This window comes from Bradyrhizobium sp. Ec3.3, from assembly GCF_000472925.1.
GTDB lineage: Bacteria > Pseudomonadota > Alphaproteobacteria > Rhizobiales > Xanthobacteraceae > Bradyrhizobium.
In genome coordinates this window covers 66,030-82,459 of record NZ_AXAS01000003.1, presented here as the reverse complement: position 1 = coordinate 82,459, position 16,430 = coordinate 66,030, and the positions used below count along the sequence as shown (strand labels likewise).

General features: G+C 64.9%; 16 protein-coding genes. 13 read left to right on the top strand and 3 right to left on the bottom strand.

Annotated elements, in window-relative coordinates; translation table 11 throughout:
- Positions 1-64: 64 nt before the first annotated feature.
- The 10 genes from YUU_RS0104930 (at position 65) to YUU_RS0104885 (ending at position 10,500) form a co-directional block, all read left to right on the top strand.
- Entirely contained in the window at positions 65-1,126 is a 1,062-nt protein-coding gene (locus YUU_RS0104930) for an ABC transporter ATP-binding protein (RefSeq protein WP_027521376.1), read from the top strand.
- On the top strand, positions 1,123-1,320 hold the full coding sequence (locus tag YUU_RS0104925; RefSeq protein ID WP_027521375.1) for a hypothetical protein: 198 nt from the start codon (positions 1,123-1,125) through the stop codon (positions 1,318-1,320). Before YUU_RS0104930 ends, YUU_RS0104925 begins: the two co-directional genes overlap by 4 nt.
- Positions 1,317-2,732, top strand: coding sequence for an Asp-tRNA(Asn)/Glu-tRNA(Gln) amidotransferase GatCAB subunit A (locus YUU_RS0104920; RefSeq protein WP_027521374.1), 1,416 nt, complete (start codon positions 1,317-1,319; stop codon positions 2,730-2,732). The genes YUU_RS0104925 and YUU_RS0104920 overlap by 4 nt, the downstream gene beginning before the upstream one ends.
- Entirely contained in the window at positions 2,729-3,706 is a 978-nt protein-coding gene (locus YUU_RS0104915; protein ID WP_027521373.1) for an ABC transporter ATP-binding protein, read from the top strand. The genes YUU_RS0104920 and YUU_RS0104915 overlap by 4 nt, the downstream gene beginning before the upstream one ends.
- A gap of 374 nt (positions 3,707-4,080) precedes the next feature.
- Positions 4,081-4,350: a GlsB/YeaQ/YmgE family stress response membrane protein gene (locus YUU_RS0104910; RefSeq protein ID WP_027521372.1), complete on the top strand. Its 270-nt coding sequence runs from the start codon at positions 4,081-4,083 to the stop codon at positions 4,348-4,350.
- A 237-nt stretch (positions 4,351-4,587) separates the two neighbouring features.
- Positions 4,588-6,339: a type I secretion system permease/ATPase gene (locus YUU_RS0104905; RefSeq protein ID WP_027521371.1), complete on the top strand. Its 1,752-nt coding sequence runs from the start codon at positions 4,588-4,590 to the stop codon at positions 6,337-6,339.
- Positions 6,336-7,670 (top strand): HlyD family type I secretion periplasmic adaptor subunit, encoded by a 1,335-nt coding sequence (locus YUU_RS0104900; protein ID WP_027521370.1) that lies wholly within the window; start codon positions 6,336-6,338, stop codon positions 7,668-7,670. Before YUU_RS0104905 ends, YUU_RS0104900 begins: the two co-directional genes overlap by 4 nt.
- 182 nt (positions 7,671-7,852) lie before the next feature.
- Positions 7,853-9,343, top strand: a complete 1,491-nt coding sequence (locus tag YUU_RS0104895) for an AMP nucleosidase (protein ID WP_035661277.1) — start codon at positions 7,853-7,855, stop codon at positions 9,341-9,343.
- A 155-nt stretch (positions 9,344-9,498) separates the two neighbouring features.
- A complete protein-coding gene (locus tag YUU_RS0104890) occupies positions 9,499-10,143 on the top strand; it encodes a tetratricopeptide repeat protein (protein ID WP_027521368.1) in 645 nt (214 codons plus the stop codon).
- An 81-nt stretch (positions 10,144-10,224) separates the two neighbouring features.
- Complete coding sequence (locus tag YUU_RS0104885; protein WP_027521367.1) at positions 10,225-10,500, top strand: DUF1488 family protein; 276 nt, start codon at positions 10,225-10,227, stop codon at positions 10,498-10,500.
- A 162-nt stretch (positions 10,501-10,662) separates the two neighbouring features.
- Here YUU_RS0104885 and YUU_RS0104880 read toward each other — a convergent pair whose 3' ends face one another.
- Positions 10,663-11,145, bottom strand: coding sequence for a CinA family protein (locus tag YUU_RS0104880; RefSeq protein ID WP_027521366.1), 483 nt, complete (start codon positions 11,143-11,145; stop codon positions 10,663-10,665).
- A 140-nt stretch (positions 11,146-11,285) separates the two neighbouring features.
- On the opposite strand from YUU_RS0104880, the gene YUU_RS0104875 reads away from it, so the two are divergent.
- The 3 genes from YUU_RS0104875 to YUU_RS0104865 are packed head-to-tail and all read left to right on the top strand — an operon-like array spanning position 11,286 to position 13,890.
- Positions 11,286-12,344 carry an amidohydrolase family protein gene (locus tag YUU_RS0104875; protein ID WP_027521365.1) on the top strand — a complete coding sequence of 353 codons (1,059 nt, stop codon included), beginning with the start codon at positions 11,286-11,288 and terminating at the stop codon, positions 12,342-12,344.
- A 23-nt stretch (positions 12,345-12,367) separates the two neighbouring features.
- Positions 12,368-13,477, top strand: coding sequence for an amidohydrolase family protein (locus YUU_RS0104870; protein WP_027521364.1), 1,110 nt, complete (start codon positions 12,368-12,370; stop codon positions 13,475-13,477).
- Entirely contained in the window at positions 13,477-13,890 is a 414-nt protein-coding gene (locus YUU_RS0104865; protein WP_027521363.1) for a Rieske (2Fe-2S) protein, read from the top strand. Before YUU_RS0104870 ends, YUU_RS0104865 begins: the two co-directional genes overlap by 1 nt.
- A gap of 122 nt (positions 13,891-14,012) precedes the next feature.
- Here YUU_RS0104865 and YUU_RS0104860 read toward each other — a convergent pair whose 3' ends face one another.
- Both YUU_RS0104860 and YUU_RS0104855 read right to left on the bottom strand, forming a co-directional pair.
- Positions 14,013-15,344, bottom strand: coding sequence for an MFS transporter (locus YUU_RS0104860; RefSeq protein ID WP_027521362.1), 1,332 nt, complete (start codon positions 15,342-15,344; stop codon positions 14,013-14,015).
- A gap of 142 nt (positions 15,345-15,486) precedes the next feature.
- Entirely contained in the window at positions 15,487-16,380 is an 894-nt protein-coding gene (locus YUU_RS0104855) for a transcriptional regulator GcvA (RefSeq protein ID WP_027521361.1), read from the bottom strand.
- Between the last annotated feature and the right edge of the window lie 50 nt (positions 16,381-16,430).

Sequence of the window (16,430 nt, the reverse complement as noted above, 5' to 3'; positions counted from 1 at the left end):
GTGCCCCTCACCCGGCGCTGCGCGCCGACCTCTCCCCGATGGGGAGATGTGAAGGGCGACGATCATGATCGACACCAACGCCTCCATTGCCATGCTGGAGCCCGTCGAGGATCGCGGTGGCGTCGCGCAGCCGCTGTTAAGGGTGAATGGCCTGACCAAGCATTTCCCCGTGCGCGGCGAGCTGTTCAGCGCGAAGCGCACGGTGCGTGCCGTCGACAACGTGTCCTTCTCCGTTGCCAAGGGCGAGACCGTCGGCATTGTCGGCGAATCCGGCTGCGGCAAGTCGACCACCGCGCGGCTCCTGATGCATCTGATGCAGCGCGATGCCGGCGACATCATCTATGACGGCATGACCGTCGGCCAGGCGCTCAGCTTGCGCGAGCTGCGCCGGGGCATGCAGATGGTGTTCCAGGATTCCTACGCCTCGCTCAACCCGCGCCTGACGATCGAGGAATCGATCGCGTTCGGCCCCAAGGTCCACGGCATGACCGACGGCGCGGCCCGGGCGCTCGCGCGCGAATTGCTCGGCAAGGTCGGCTTGCGTCCGGAAAATTTCGCCAATCGCTACCCGCACGAGATCTCCGGCGGCCAGCGCCAGCGCGTCAATATCGCGCGGGCGCTGGCGCTGTCGCCGCGGCTGGTGATTTTGGATGAGGCCGTTTCTGCGCTCGACAAGTCGGTCGAGGCGCAGGTGCTCAACCTGCTAGCCGACCTCAAACGCGAATTCGGGCTCACCTATCTCTTCATCAGCCACGACCTCAACGTGGTCCGCTACATCTCCGACCGGGTGCTGGTGATGTATCTCGGCGAGGTCGTCGAGCTCGGCCCGGTCGATGCGGTCTGGGACGCGCCCGCCCATCCCTATACGCGTGCGTTGCTGGCGGCGATGCCGTCCTCCGATCCGGACAAGCGCACCGAGACGCCGCCGATCTCGGGCGATCCGCCCAACCCGATCGATCCGCCCTCCGGCTGCCGTTTCCACACCCGTTGTCCGCTCGCGGAGCCGCTCTGCGCAAAAGCAACGCCAAAGCTCACCGCGCTCGATACAATGGGCCACGAGGCCGCCTGCTATATGGCCATACCGGGATCGGGCCACAGCCGCGCGCCGCAAGAGGGAGCAGCATGACAAGACCGACCGCAAAAGACATCAAGGCCATGGCTGACACAGCCGGCGTCCCCGTCGAGGACGAGATCGCGGTTCGTATCGCGAACAACATGGGTCCCGTGTTCGACGGCTTTGCGACCATCGCCGGCACGCTGCCGATGGATCTCGAGCCGTCTCTCTATGTGCTGGCGCAAACCACGAAGGTTCCGGCATGAGCACCGAACCCGCATTGATGACGCTGACCGAGGTCGCGCGCGCGATCGCGATGAAGCAGCTGTCTTCGCACGAGGTGACGCGCGCGCTGCTGCATCGCATCGCGCAGTGGCAGCCGCATCTCAACGCCTTCATGGCGATCGAGTCGGAGGCTGCGTTGAAGGCGGCTGAAGAGGCCGACGAGGCCCTCGCCAAAGGCGAGGTGCGCGGCCCGCTGCACGGCGTGCCGCTCGCGCACAAAGACATGTATTACGACGCAGGGAAAGTCGTGACCTGCGGCTCGCTGATCCGCCGCGACTATGTCGCCACCACGACGTCGACGGCGCTCCAGCGCCTGAAGGATGCCGGCCAGGTCCGGCTTGGCACGCTGCACATGGCCGAGTTCGCCTATGGGCCGACCGGTCACAACGGCCATTATGGTCCGGTGCGCAATCCCTGGAATGTCGCGCATATCACCGGCGGCTCGTCGTCGGGTTCGGGCTCGGCGGTCGCGGCGCGGCTGACCTTCGCCGCGCTCGGCTCGGATACCGGTGGCTCGATCCGTATGCCCGCGAATTTCTGCGGCGTCACGGGCCTCAAGGTCACCTGGGGCCGCGTCAGCCGCGCCGGTGCGATGCCGCTGTCGCAATCGCTCGACACCGTCGGCCCGCTCGCGCAGACCGCGGAGGACTGCGCGCTGCTGCTCGCGCTGATGGCGGGTCCTGATCCTGAGGATCCGACAGCGAGCGCCGAGCCTGTGGCGGACTACGTTGCCGCGACACAAGGCTCGCTGAAGGGCCTAAAGATCGGCGTGCCCACATCCTTCTATGTCGATGATCTCGATCCTGAAGTGGCGCGCGTGCTCGACGAGACCATCGCCGTGCTCAAGCGCGAGGGCGCCGACATCGTCAAGGTCGAGCTGCCGGATCAGCGGCAATTGCAGGCGGCGAGCCAGCTCGTGCTGGCGGTGGAGGCCGCCGCCTTCCACAAGCGCTGGCTGATCGAACGTCCGCAGGACTATGGCGCGCAGGTGCTGATGCGTCTCCAGAACGGGCTTGCGGTCCCCGCCATCACCTATCTCGAAGCGATGCGCTGGCGCGGACCTGCGCTTGCCGCCCATCACGCGGCCATCGCAGGCGTCGATGCGGTGATCGCGCCGGTCTCGCCGGTGCCGGCGCCGACGATCGCCGAGAGCGATGTCGGCGGGGATGTGCATGCGCCGGCGCTGTTGCAGCGGCTGACACTGTTCACCCGTCCGGTGAACTATCTCGGCCTGCCGTCGCTGGTCGTGCCGTCGGGCTTCACCAAAGGCGGCCTGCCGGTCGGCATGCAGCTCATAGGTCGCGCGTTCGACGAAGCGACCCTGCTCACCATCGGCGCCGCGTTCCAGCGCGCGACCGATTATCACGCCAAGGTGCCGAAGCTGCCGTCATGACAAAGCTCGTCGAGATCTCAGGCCTCAACATCCGCTTCACCGGCGAGCGCACGGTCTATGCCGTGAACGATCTCGATCTCTCGCTCGGTGACGGCGAGGTGCTGGGCCTGCTCGGCGAGTCCGGCTCGGGCAAGAGCGTGACGCTGCGCGCCCTGATGCGGCTTCTGCCGAAGAAGCGCACGCAGATCTCGGGCACCGTCAACGTCATGGGCCGCGACGTGCTCGCCATGGGCGAGGAGGAGCTCTCTACATTCCGCGGCCAGACGGTGTCGATGATCTTCCAGGAGCCGGCGCTTGCGCTCGATCCGGTCTACACCATCGGGGCGCAGATTGCCGAGAGCGTGGTGCGTCACGAAGGCAAAAGCTATGCGGAAGGGCGGGGGCGCGCGCTGGAGATGCTCGAGGTCGTGCGCATCCCTTCCGCAAAGCGCCGGCTCGATGCCTATCCGCACGAGATGTCCGGCGGCATGCGCCAGCGCGCGATGATCGCGCTGGCGCTCGCCTGCCGGCCGAAGATCCTGCTCGCGGACGAGCCGACCACCGCGCTCGATGCCACCGTGCAGATCCAGATCCTCTTGCTGCTGCGCGAGCTGCAGCGCGAGTTCGGCATGTCCGTCATTTTCGTCACCCACGACATCGGCGTGGCGATCGAGATCTGCGATCGTGTCGCGGTCATGTATGCCGGCCAGCTCGTGGAGCAGGGGAGCTTGCGCGACATCGTGCGCGCGCCGGTGCACCCCTACGCCAAGGGCCTGCTCGCCTCGACCATTCACGGCGCCAAGCGCGGCGCGCGGCTCGAGACCATCCCCGGAACTCCGCCCTCGCTTGGCCAGAAACCGCACAACTGCTCCTTCGCCCCCCGCTGCGCCGTCGCCCAGCCGCAGTGCCTGGAGCAACTGCCCGTGAACGTGCAGGTGGGACCCGGCAGGGCGGCGCGGTGTGTGCTCGCGGAGGCGGCGACGGTCGCTTCGTAGCTTGCTCCCTTCGATCTCAAGCCCAGCCACGTGCACACTGCGCTCCCTCCCTTGCGGGGAGGGGGTAGCCCCGGGAGAGGTCAGCGTTCGTGGCACCCCCCTCCCTGCCCCTCCCCCGCAAGGGGGGAGGGAATGAGAGAGCGGTGTGCCCCTCACTTTGAAATTGCTCCTCACCTCAAAAATCTCAAGCACCAGCACGCAGTTGCCGCGATCCACCGCGCGCGTCCAGCCAAAGGCCGGTTCTACTTTGCATTGGTTTGTTTTCGACATTTTGTCGGGGTGAGACCTCCTAGGGAGACGTGACAGGCATTCAGTTCCCATTCATCCCGGGGAGGGTTCCATGCGCCCCCATTCACGGAGAGGGACTTCAACTTATGTACATTTCTGGCCAAAGCCTCATCGTCATCCTGTTCGTCGGCCTGGTTGCCGGCTGGCTTGCTGGCAAGGTGGTACGCGGAAGCGGGTTCGGCATCATCGGCGACATCGTGATCGGCATCGCGGGCGCGTTTGTCGCGAGCTTCCTGTTCCCGCGGCTCGGCATCCATCTCGGCGTGGGGCTGGTCTCGGAGATCATCTACTCCGCAATCGGCGCCATCATTCTGCTTCTGGTGGTCCGCCTGGTGCGCGGCGGCGGGCGGCTCTAGCGGTTCCTGCGAAAAACCGGCTGCCGCGATGATAAATTCGTCGCGGCAGCTCCAAAAACTGTGGAATTCCGGATTTGCGCCGCAGCGCGGCTGCGCTAGAGGTTTTGAGCCAGAGATTGTTGATCAACTGTCGTGCATTGGACGACAGCCACAAACGCGATATTAATCTGGGTCGAGTACCCCAAATTTAGCTTGTGAAATCAGGGGTTTTACCCCTCATCCGATGAGAAGCGACTGATGGCAGCGGTTCCCGGCTTGCGCCGTTCCGAACTCGGTAATGCCTTGCGTGCCTGTCGCGCTGCGTTCCTGGGCCTCGGGTTGATGAGCTGCATGATCAACCTGCTCTATCTGACCGGGTCGATCTTCATGCTGGAGGTCTACGATCGGGTGCTGCCCAGCCGCAGCATCCCGACGCTGGTCGGCCTGATCATCCTCGCCGGCGGTCTCTACATCGCGCAAGGCGTTCTGGACCTGATACGCGGCCGCATCCTTGGCCGTATCGGCACTGCGCTCGACGAGGCCCTGAACAAGCGGGTGTTCGACACCATCGTGCGTCTGCCGCTCCTGGCCGGCAACCGCAACGAAGGCCTCCAGCCGCTGCGCGACCTCGACAACGTCCGTTCCTTCCTCGGTGGCATGGGACCGAGCGCGTTCTTCGACCTGCCATGGCTGCCGCTCTATCTCGCCATCTGCTTCGCCTTCCATTGGCTGATCGGCGTCACGGCTTTGGTCGGTGCGATCATCCTGGTTGGCCTCACGCTGGTGACGGAGTTCATGTCCCGCCGGCCCGCACGCGAGGCGACGAGCCTCGCCGCACAGCGCAACGATCTCGCCGCTTCCAGCCGCCGCAATGCCGAGGTGCTGGTGGCGATGGGTATGGCCGGCCGGCTCAACCAGCGCTGGAGCGAGGCCAACGAAAAATATCTCGCCGGCAATCAGCGCGCCAGCGATGTCGCCGGCGGTCTCGGTGCCATCGCAAAAGTTCTGCGCATGATGCTGCAATCCGCCGTGCTCGCGGTCGGTGCCTATCTCGTCATTCATCAGGAGGCGACCGCCGGCATCATCATCGCGGGCTCGATCCTCTCGGCGCGCGCGCTCGCGCCGGTCGATCTCGCGATCGCGCACTGGAAGTCCTTTGTCGCCGCGCGGCAGAGCTGGCAGCGGCTCAGCCGCCTGCTGGAGCAGATTCCGGCCCAGGCGATGCCGACCCAGTTGCAGGCGCCCTCGAGCCGCCTCGCGGTCGAAGGCGTCAGCATCGTGCCGCCGGGCGATCAGCGCGTCATCGTGCAGGACGTGACGTTCGCGCTCAATGCCGGCATGGGCCTCGGCGTGATCGGCCCGAGCGGTTCGGGCAAATCGTCGCTGATCCGGGCGCTGGTCGGCGTCTGGCAGCCGGTGCGCGGCAAGGTGCGGCTCGACGGCGCGGCGCTCGACCAGTGGGCCTCCGACGTGCTCGGCCGCCACATCGGCTATTTGCCGCAGGACGTCGAGCTGTTCGGCGGTAGTATCGCGCAGAACATCAGCCGGTTTGATCCCGACGCGACCTCCGATGCCATCATTGCCGCGGCGAAGGAGGCTGGCGTGCATGAGATGATCATCAAGATGCGCGAGGGTTACAACACCCAGGTCGGCGAGCAGGGCACGGCGTTGTCCGCCGGCCAGGCCCAGCGTGTGGCGCTGGCGCGCGCGCTCTACGGCAATCCGTTCCTGATCGTGCTCGACGAGCCCAACTCCAACCTCGACACCGAAGGCGACGAAGCCCTGACCCGCGCGATCCGCGCCGCGCGCGAGCGCGGGGCCATCGTCGTCGTCGTGGCGCATCGGCCGATTGGCGTCGAGGCGGTCGATCAGATCCTGGTGCTGCGCGACGGCCGCATGCAGGCCTTCGGCCCGAAGGAGCAGGTGCTCGCACAGGTGCTGCAGCCGCGCGTCGCCCCGCCGGCGCCGCCGATCAAGATCGTCAGCGAAGGCGGAGTGGCCAAACCATGAGCTCGATGACGATGGCGGGCGCCAAGCCCGCGGCAAAGAGAAGCGTGCGGCAGTCGATCAGGTTTCACCTGCTGCTCGGTCTCGGGATCGTGCTGCTGCTCGCCGTCGGGCTCGGCGGCTGGGCGTCGACCGTGCTGATCTCCGGCGCGCTGATCGCGCCGGGGCAGATCGTCGTCGAATCCAACGTGAAGAAGGTGCAGCATCCGACCGGCGGCGTGGTCGGCGAGGTGCGCGCCCGCGACGGCGACCTGGTCAAGGCCGGCGACATCGTGGTGCGGCTCGACGACACCGTCACCAAGGCGAACCTCGCCATCGTCACCAAGAACCTCGACGCCGGCCAGGCGCGCGCGGCGCGGCTCCAGGCCGAGCAGCGCGGGCTTGCAAGGATCGAATTCCCGCAGGGGCTGCTCGATCGCGCAAGCGATCCCGACGTGGCGACACTGCTCGCCAGTGAAGGCAAATTGTTCGACGTCCGCGTCAATGGCCGTGCCGGTCAGAAGGCGCAGCTTCGTGAGCGCATCCAGCAGCTCAACGAGGAAATCGAGGGCCTGAAGGCGCAGGAGACCGCCAAGGACAAGGAGATCGTGCTGGTGCAGCAGGAGCTCACCGGTGTCCGCGATCTCTATGACAAGCACCTGGTGCAGCTCTCGCGCCTGACGACGCTAGAGCGCGACTCGGCCCGCCTCAACGGCGAGCGCGCGCAGTACATCGCCTCGCGCGCCCAGGCCAAGGGCAAGATCACCGAAACCGAGCTGCAGATCATCCAGGTCGACAAGGACATGGTGAGCGAGGTCTCAAAGGATTTGCGCGAGACCAACGACAAGATCGGCGAGCTGATCGAGCGCAAGGTCACCGCCGAGGATCAGCTCCGCCGCGTCGACATCCGCGCGCCACAGGATGGCATGGTGTTGCAATCGACCGTGCACACCGTCGGTGGCGTCGTCACCGCCGGCGATACCCTCATGCTGATCGTGCCGCAGCAGGACGACCTGCAGGTCGAGGCCAAAGTCAATCCGACCGACATCGACAAGCTTCAGGTCGGCCAGAAGACGCTGCTGCGCCTGTCCGCCTTCAACCAGCGCACCACGCCGGAGCTCAACGGCGTCGTGAGCCGCGTCTCGCCCGACGTCACCACCGACCAGCGCACCGGGCAGAGCTATTACACCATCCGCGTCTCGATGCCGCCGGAAGAGGTCGCCCGCCTCGGCGAGGTCAAGCTGATCCCCGGCATGCCGGTCGAGGCCTTCGTGCAGACCGGCGACCGCACCATGCTGTCCTACCTGATGAAGCCGCTGCACGATCAGCTGATGCGGGCGTTCCGGGAGAAGTGAGGCGGAGCGCCGCTTCAATCGTCATTGCGAGCGTAGCGAAGCAATCCAGAATCTTTCCGCGGCGGCAGCCTGGATTGCTTCGTCGCAAGAGCTCCTCGCAATGACGAGTTGCAATGAGCGGCGCCGTTGTTGCTATACTCTGGCTCCGAGCAGACTACTCAGCATGAAACGGCGTCAGACACATGCATCACGCCCCGATCCAGACCCCGCCGACTATTGCCACGGAAGCCTTCACCGATGCGAGCCTTGCGGTCGCCCGGCTCGAAGAGATCTACGAGCGCAACACGAAATTCCTGCGCGATCACTTCGAGGCCTATCTGGGCGGCAGGTCGCCGACGACGCGCGTGCGCGCGTTCTACCCGTTCGTCCGCCTGACCACCGCCACCCATGCGCGGCTCGATTCGCGCCTGGCCTACGGCTTCGTTGCCGGACCCGGCGTGCACGAGACCAGTGTGACGCGGCCGGACGTGTTTCGGACCTATCTCACCGAGCAGATCAGCCTGCTGATCAAGAATCACGGTGTGCCGGTCGAGATCGGCGAGTCCATTGAGCCGATCCCGATTCATTTCGCCTATCGGCGAGACATCAACATCGAGGCGGCGATCAGCACGGGCGATACGGTCGGCACACGGCTCATGCGCGACGTGTTCGACACGCCCGATCTTGCCGCCATGGATGATGCGATCGCCGACGGCACGCTCGCGCTGGCGCCCGGAGCGCCGGAGCCGCTGGCCCTGTTCCGCGCGGCGCGCGTCGACTATTCACTTCGGCGGCTCTATCACTACACCGGCACCGATCCCGAGCACTTCCAGAATTTCGTGATCTTCACCAACTACCAGTTCTACGTCGATGCCTTCGTGCAACTCTGCCAGCAGCGGCTCGCATCGGGCGACGACGGCATCGAGGCCTTCGTCGGACCGGGCAACGTGATCACCCGCAACGCGAGGTTCGGCGGCGGTACGAGCGGGACTGCGCCGGATCGCGCGCCGCAGATGCCGGCCTTCCATCTCGTCGAGCCCGGCTATCAGGGCATCACCCTGATCAACATCGGCACGGGCCCTTCCAATGCGCGGAACGTCACCGACCATGTCGCGGTGCTGCGGCCGCATGCCTGGCTGATGGTCGGACATTGCGCTGGCCTCCGGAATACGCAGCGGCTCGGCGACTACGTGCTGGCGCATGGTTACGTCCGCGAGGACCACGTGCTCGATCAGGAGCTGCCGCCCTGGGTGCCGATCCCGGCGCTTGCCGAAGTGCAGGTCGCGCTCGAGGAGGCGGTCGAGGAGGTCACGGGATTGTCCGGCTTCGAGCTCAAGCGCCTGATGCGGACCGGAACGGTCGCGAGCGTCGACAACCGCAATTGGGAGATCAGCGGCGCCGCGGTCATTCGCCGCCTGTCGCAATCCCGTGCCGTTGCGCTCGACATGGAATCGGCGGCGATCGCCGCCAACGGCTATCGCTTCCGCGTTCCCTACGGCACCTTGCTGTGCGTCTCGGACAAGCCCCTGCACGGCGAGATCAAGCTCGCAGGGATGGCGAGCGCATTTTACCGGCAGCGCGTCAGCCAGCATCTCGAGATCGGCCTGAAGGCGCTCGAACGGCTCAAGCACCAGGAGTCGGAACGCCTGCATTCGCGCAAGCTGCGCAGCTTTGCCGAGGTGGCGTTTCAGTAGCTTCAGCGTCTGATGCTCGCGCGCGCTTAGGGCAGCGAAACTGTCATACGCAGCACTGACGTCTGCGTGAGCGCACAAGCCCTCCGGAATATTCACTGCCAGTGCAGGGTTAACACCTATCCGGGGCTCCCTTGACCAAGGCCACAGGAGCAGACATGAGCAATCCCCTGATCAGGTATGTCGTGCTGGGAGCATGTGTGGTGGCGCTGTTCGTGCCGCCGATATTCGCCCCGGTCTTTGCGGCAGGCGGTGGTGGTGGCGGCGGAGGCGGAGGTGGAGGCGGAGGTGCGGGGGGTGTTGATCCCTTTGCGAGTACGTCCGCAGGCCAGAACCGGAATACGCCCGCGCCGTCCTATCCGAATCGGTCCGGCACGAAGGCCACCCAGAAGGGCAAGAAGCCCAACAACCAGTCGAGCATCGGCGACCCCACCTTTGCGGCTGCCTATCGCGCGGCCTATGACACCATCTACGAGCGCAACGATTATGCCTCCGCGATCGCGCAACTGAAGGCGCTCGGCCGCGACGACAATCCGAACGTCGCCAATCTCATCGGCTATTCCTACCGCAAGCTCGGCGACTACAAGCAGTCGCAGGTCTGGTACGAGCACGCCCTGGCGATCGATCCGAACCACGTGCTGACCTGGCAGTATTACGGCCTGTGGCAGCTCGAACAGGGCAATCGCGAGCAGGCGATGTATCACCTGGAAAAGATCGCCGCGATCTGCGGCACGACTTGCGAGGAATACAAGTCGCTGGCCGCGGCACTGGACAAGCCGACGGGCACGGCGCTGGTGTATTGACGGCTAACTCACCCCAAAAGCGGTGACAAGCCGCAAAAATTTCCGCATTGTCCCGGCCGGGGGCGCGACCGGGACAATTGGATGCCGCTGACGCGCGACAAGATCATCGGCCACGACGTTGAACGTCTGGCCTTCCGCTTTACCATGCTGAGTGACGGCGAGGAAGTGACGTGCCAGATCAGCGACGCCGCGATGGATGAGCTCGCCGGCATGCAGGGCACGGAAAGCAGCGCACGCCAGGCGCAATTCCTCTCGCTGCGCGAGACCATCGAACGGATCGCCTCAGACCTCTACGACGAAGCGCCGCGCTTCAAGGGGTATGTGGTGCGGATTTTTACCAAGCATCTGGGGAGATAGCCGCCTTCTGCCGTCATCGCCCGGCTTGACCGGGCGATCCAGTACTCCAGAGACAGCGCAGCTAGAATCGAGAAGCCGCGGCGTACTGGATGCCCCGCTCTCGCGGGGCATGACTGCGGTATGTGCAGCGATACTTTCTCATCCTCACGTCGCGGATCGAAATCACTCCGAAAGTTTTCGCAGCAGCAGCCTCAGCGCCGTCGCGGCAAACGTCTGCATGTTCGCGAAGCGGTCGTTGCCGGCCGTCTCCAGCGTCATCACTTCGGTCGCGGGGCCGGCGATCGCCATGCAGCTATGGCCGGCGGCGTCGCCGTAGCGATTGCCGGTCGGGCCCGCCGCGCCGGTCTCGGACAGGCCCCAGTCGCAGCCGAAGCGCTTGCGCATCCGTTCGGCGAGCAGTCTTGCGTAAGGCTCGGATGAGGAGCGAAAGCCCTTCATGCCGTCATCCGAAATATCCATCAGCACGCGCCGCGCATCGCGCGTATAGACCACGGCGCCGCCGAGGAAATAGGCCGAGGCGCCAGGCACTGCGAGCAGGCTCGCGGCGATCAAGCCGCCGGCGGAGGATTCCGCCACTGCAATGGTTTCTTTGCGCGCGATCAATTTGGCCGCGACCTGTTCCGCAATCCCCACGAGCTCTTTCATCTTGCGCCTCACCACCTGGCAACCTAGCTGCGCTGTTCTAGCATATGACAGCGGCGCTGGCCGAGTTGCAGGCGGCTTGCGGGCCTGCTTGAATGGCATCAGCAAGCGGCGCGGCCGAGCACGCGTGAAGAGGAAGCGTCATGACGTCCCTGATCGCCGGCGGCGTGGACTGCGACGTGCACCCGGCGGTGCCGCATCTCACCAGCCTTTTGCCGTATCTGAACGATTACTGGCGCGACCAGGTGACGACGCGCGGCATGGTCGATCTGGTCTCGCAGTCTTATCCGCAGAATTCGCCGATCACGGCCCGCCCCGATTGGCGCCCGGAAACCGGCAAGCCGGGATCCGGCCTTGAGGACATGCAGCGCCATGTGCTCGATCCCTTCGCGCTTAGCCACGCCATCTGCAACCCGCTCTATGGCGTACAGATGGTGTTTTCCGAAGACATGCAAAACGCCTTCTGCCGCGCGCTGAACGACTGGCTGGCGAGGGAATGGCTCGACCGGGAACCGCGGCTGCGCGGCTCGATCGTCATTCCCGTACAAAATGTCGAGAAGTCGGTGGCCGAGATCGAGCGCTGCGCGGCGGACAAGCGCTTCGTGCAGGTGCTGATGCTTGTCATGGGCGACACGCCGCTGGGAAAGCGCGCACTGTGGCCGATCTATGCGGCGGCCGAGCGGTTCGACCTCGCGGTTGGCATCCATGCTGGTTCCGCCTATCACAACCCGCCGACCGCTGTGGGGTGGGGCTCCTATCACATCGAGGACTATGTCGGTCAGGCGCAGGCGTTTCAGACCCAGCTCACCAGCCTGATCGTCGAGGGCGTGTTCGCCCGCCATCCGCGGCTGAAGATGGTGATGCTGGAATCCGGTATCACCTGGATCGCGCCCTATCTCTGGCGGCTGCACAAGTTCTGGCGCGGGGTGCGGATGGAGACTCCCTGGGTCGATCGCGCTCCGCTGGAAATTGTGCGCAGCAACATCCGTTTCTCGTTACAACCATTTGACGCACCACCGGAACAGGCGACATTAATTCGCCTGTTTGAGCATATGCAGTCTGACGAATTAGTCCTATTCTCCACGGACTATCCGCACTGGCAATTCGACGGCCAGGACGCGCTGCCCGAAGGTCTCACCCCCGATCTCGTGCGCAAGATCATGATCGACAATCCGCATGCGACCTACCCCCGCCTGACTTAGCCGCTGCCAAAGGAGGCAAGGCGATGAATATCCAGTTCCGCGAAGCGACCGAGTCCGCGTCCGCCGTGACCACCAAAACGGCAATTGCGGACTGCGACATTCACCCGGCGCGCGCGACTCGAACCGAGCTCTATCCCTATCTCGCCAAACGCTGGCAGCATCATCTCGACGTCTACGGCGTGCATGCCTATCAAGGCATGATGGAAGGCCCGCCCTATCCGAAAGCCCAGCCCAACGCTTCGCGCCGCGATGCCTATCCGCCGGAAGGCGGCCCGCAGGGCTCTTCGCTCTCCTTCATGCAAGAGCAGCACCTCGATCCCAACAACGTGCAGTTCGGGGTACTCAATCCGCTCGGCACCGGGCAGGGCATCCGCAATCACGAGCTCTCGGCGGCGCTGTGCTCGGCGATCAACGACTGGCAGATCGACAAATGGACCTCGAAGGACAAGCGGCTGAAGGCCTCGATCGTCGTCGGCAATGAGGATGCGATGACGGCGGCTGCCGAGATCCGCGAGCGCGCAGGCGACAAGAACTTTGTCCAAGTGCTGCTGCTCAGCCGCAATGTCGAGCCGATCGGCCAACGCCGTTACTGGCCGATCTATCAGGCCGCGGAAGAGGCGGGCCTGCCGGTCGGCGTGCACGCCTTTGGCTTCGGCGGCAATCCGATCACGCCCTCGGGCTGGCCGAGCTACTACATCGAGGAGATGGTGGGACATTCGCAGTGCCAACAATCGGCGCTCGCGAGTCTGGTGCTCGAAGGCGTGTTCGAGCGCTTCCCAAAATTGAAGATGGTGATGATTGAGGCCGGCTTCGGCTGGACGCCGTCGCTCGCCTGGCGGCTCGACAAGGTCTGGCAGCGGCTGCGCAGCGAGGTGCCGCATGTGAAGCGGCCGCCGTCCGAATATATCCGCGAGCAGGTGTGGTGGACGACACAGCCGATGGAAGATCCGGAGCGGCGCGAAGACCTGTTCGACGTCATCAAATGGATCGGCTGGGACCGGCTTCTGTTCGCGACTGACTATCCGCATTGGGACTATGACGAGCCGTCCCGCGTGCTGCCGCCCGGCGTCAGCGAAGCGAGCCGCGAGGCGTTTTATCTCGGCAATGCGCGGAAGCTGTACGGGATCAATTGATGGCGCGTCATGTGATTGCGCCGGTTGATGAGTTGCCGCCCGGCACACGAAAATTTTTGGAGATCGACGGCCGGCCGATCGCGGTCTTCAACATCAAGGGCGAATATTTCGGCCTGCTCAATCGCTGCCCGCATCAGGGCGCAGCGCTGTGCGAGGGGCCGCTGATCGGGCTCGCGCAATCCAAGGATCCAGGCGAGATCGAGTACAGCAAGCTGGGGGAGATCATCCGCTGCCCCTGGCACGGATGGGAATTTGACGTGCGCACGGGGCAATCCTACTGCGACCCCCGCCGCTTCCGCGTGAAGGCGTATCCAGCCGGCGTCGAACCGGGCACAAGCGTCGTGAAGGGCCCGTATATCGCCGAGACGATTCCTGTCAGGGTCGAGAGCGACTACGTGGTGGTGGAACTCTAGCACCACCGTCATTTCCGGCGCGCACTCGAAGAGGCGAGCCCGGAATCCATTTCTCCCAGCACTCCTGTGGCATCATGGATTCCGGGCTCGATGCTTCGCATCGCCCCGGAATGACAATGCGGTTAGCGACCGGCAACCGGCTCCGCCACCGGATCATACGTCGCCACCGCCTTGCCGCCGCCGCGATAGACGGTCGTGGCCGCGATGATGCCGAGCGCGGCGGCGAACATCAGCCAGAAGCCGGGCGATGCCTTGTCGCCGGTTTTTTCGATCAGCCAGGTCGAGGCGAACGGCGTGAAGGTGCCGAACAAGGCGGCCGCGAGCGCAAAGGCGAGCGAGAAGCAGGTGGTGCGCACATGCGCCGGCACGATCTCGACGAGCGCACCCAGCATGGTGCCGCTATAGACGCCGAAATAGAACGAGAACATCATCTCGACGGCGAGCAGCTTGCCGAAGGTCGGCGCCGCCACCAGCCAATGCAGCGCCGGATAGGCCGTGAACAGCGACAGGCAGGCGATGGTGAGCAGCACCGGCTTGCGGCCGATGCGGTCGGATAGCGCGCCGCCGACCGGATTCCAGATGAAGTTGGTCACGGCGACGAGCAGCGTGACAAGCAGCGCATCCTGCGTCGACAGCTTCAGCACGTTCTTGCCGAAGGTCGGCGTGTAGACCGTGACGAAATAGAACGTCGTGGTGGTGAGGATCGCGATCATCATGCCGAGGATGACGATGCGCCAGTTGGCGAGGGCCGACGAGAACACCTGCGCAGCGGTCGGATGCTTCTTCATCGCCAGAAACTCCGGCGTCTCCTGGAGCGTTCGCCGCAGGAAGAAGATCAGCGGAATGATCAGGCAGCCGACGAAGAAGGGAATGCGCCAGCCCCAGTCGGCAACCATGTCGGCCGGCATCAGCTCGGAGAGGATGTAGCCGAGGATCGACGCCACGAAGATTGCGACCTGCTGGCTCGAGGACTGGAACGAGGTGTAGAAGCCGCGATTGCCGGGCGTCGAGATCTCCGCAAGGTAGACCGACACACCGCCGAGCTCGACGCCGGCGGAGAAGCCTTGCAGCAGGCGGCCGAGCAGCACGATGATCGGCGCGGCGATGCCGATGGTCGCATAGCTCGGGCAGAACGCGATCACCACCGTGCCGGCGGCCATGATCGCGAGCGTGACGATCAGGCCCTGGCGGCGGCCGATGCGGTCGATGTAGGCCCCAAGCACGATCGCGCCGACGGGGCGCATCAACGCGCCGAGCCAGAACACGCCAAAGGTGTTAAGCAGCGAGGCCGTCTCATTGGTCGAGGGGAAGAACGCCTTGCCGATCGCCGCGGCATAGAAGCCGAACAGGAAGAAATCGAACTGCTCGAGGAAATTGCCCGAGGTCGCGCGCAGGATGGCGCCGATTCGCGACGTGATCTCGGGCGGATTGGTTGAAGTGGCAGGTCCTGCCATGACGCTTACTCCCTGAACATGTGGCCGGACCCGGAACTCGACTTCGCCGCAGGCGACAGATTTCAGGTGCGACAATCTGTCTTACCCCTCTCGCGCAGGGGGGCGGGAGTCAACCGATTTCGCGGACGAAGCTGATGATTTTTCAGGCTTTATTCTGCGCTGCAGCGACCAGCCAGTCGCGGAACGCAACCAGTTTCGGCGCCTCGCGGCGGCCATCCGGCGCGACCAGGTAGAAGCCGGCATCTGCGGGCAGCGCGATGCGGAAGGGGACCACGAGGCGGCCCTTGGCGATGTCGTCCTGCACGTAGGTGGTTCGTCCCATCGCCACCCCCATGCCGTCGATCGCCGCCTGGACCGTCATGAGCGTCATGTCGAAGGTGATGCCAAGCTGTTTGGAAATGCTGGTCGAGAGTCCTGCCGCCGTCAGCCACAGTCGCCAGTCGTCGCCATTGTTGGTGTGCAGCAGCACGTGGTCCTTCAGGTCCTGTGGCGTGCGCAGCGGCTTGTCACCTCTGAGCAGCGACGGGCTGCACACCGGGAACAGCTCGTCCCGCATCAGCCACTCGGCGCGCACGCCCGGCCATTGGCCGCGGCCGTAACGGATCGCGGCATCGACATTGTCGCGCTGGAAATCCACGAGGCTCGTCGATGTCGTGATGCGGACGTCGATGCCGGGATGCTGCTCCTGGAAATTGGTCAGCCGCGGCAACAGCCATTTGGCGGCGAGAGAGGCAATGGTCGAGACGGTCAGCACCTTGTCGTCGTCCTTTCGGAGCAGCCGGTCGGTGGCAAGCCTGAGGTCGTTGAAGGCGGCGCGTACGCCGGGGAGGTAGTCGCGTGCTTCGGGCGTCAGCGAGAGCGCGCGGTTCTGACGGACGAACAGGCGGATGCCGAGCTCCTCCTCGAGCCTGCGGATCTGATGGCTGATCGCAGTCTGCGTCACGTTCAGCTCGGTCGCGGCCAGCGTGAAGCTGAGGTGGCGCGCGGCGGCCTCAAAGGCACGCAAACCGTTCAGGGAGGGCAATCTGGCAGTCATTTGGCAGCAGGATGCATGAGCTTATTTCATGCGAAAGGGTACAAATTGTC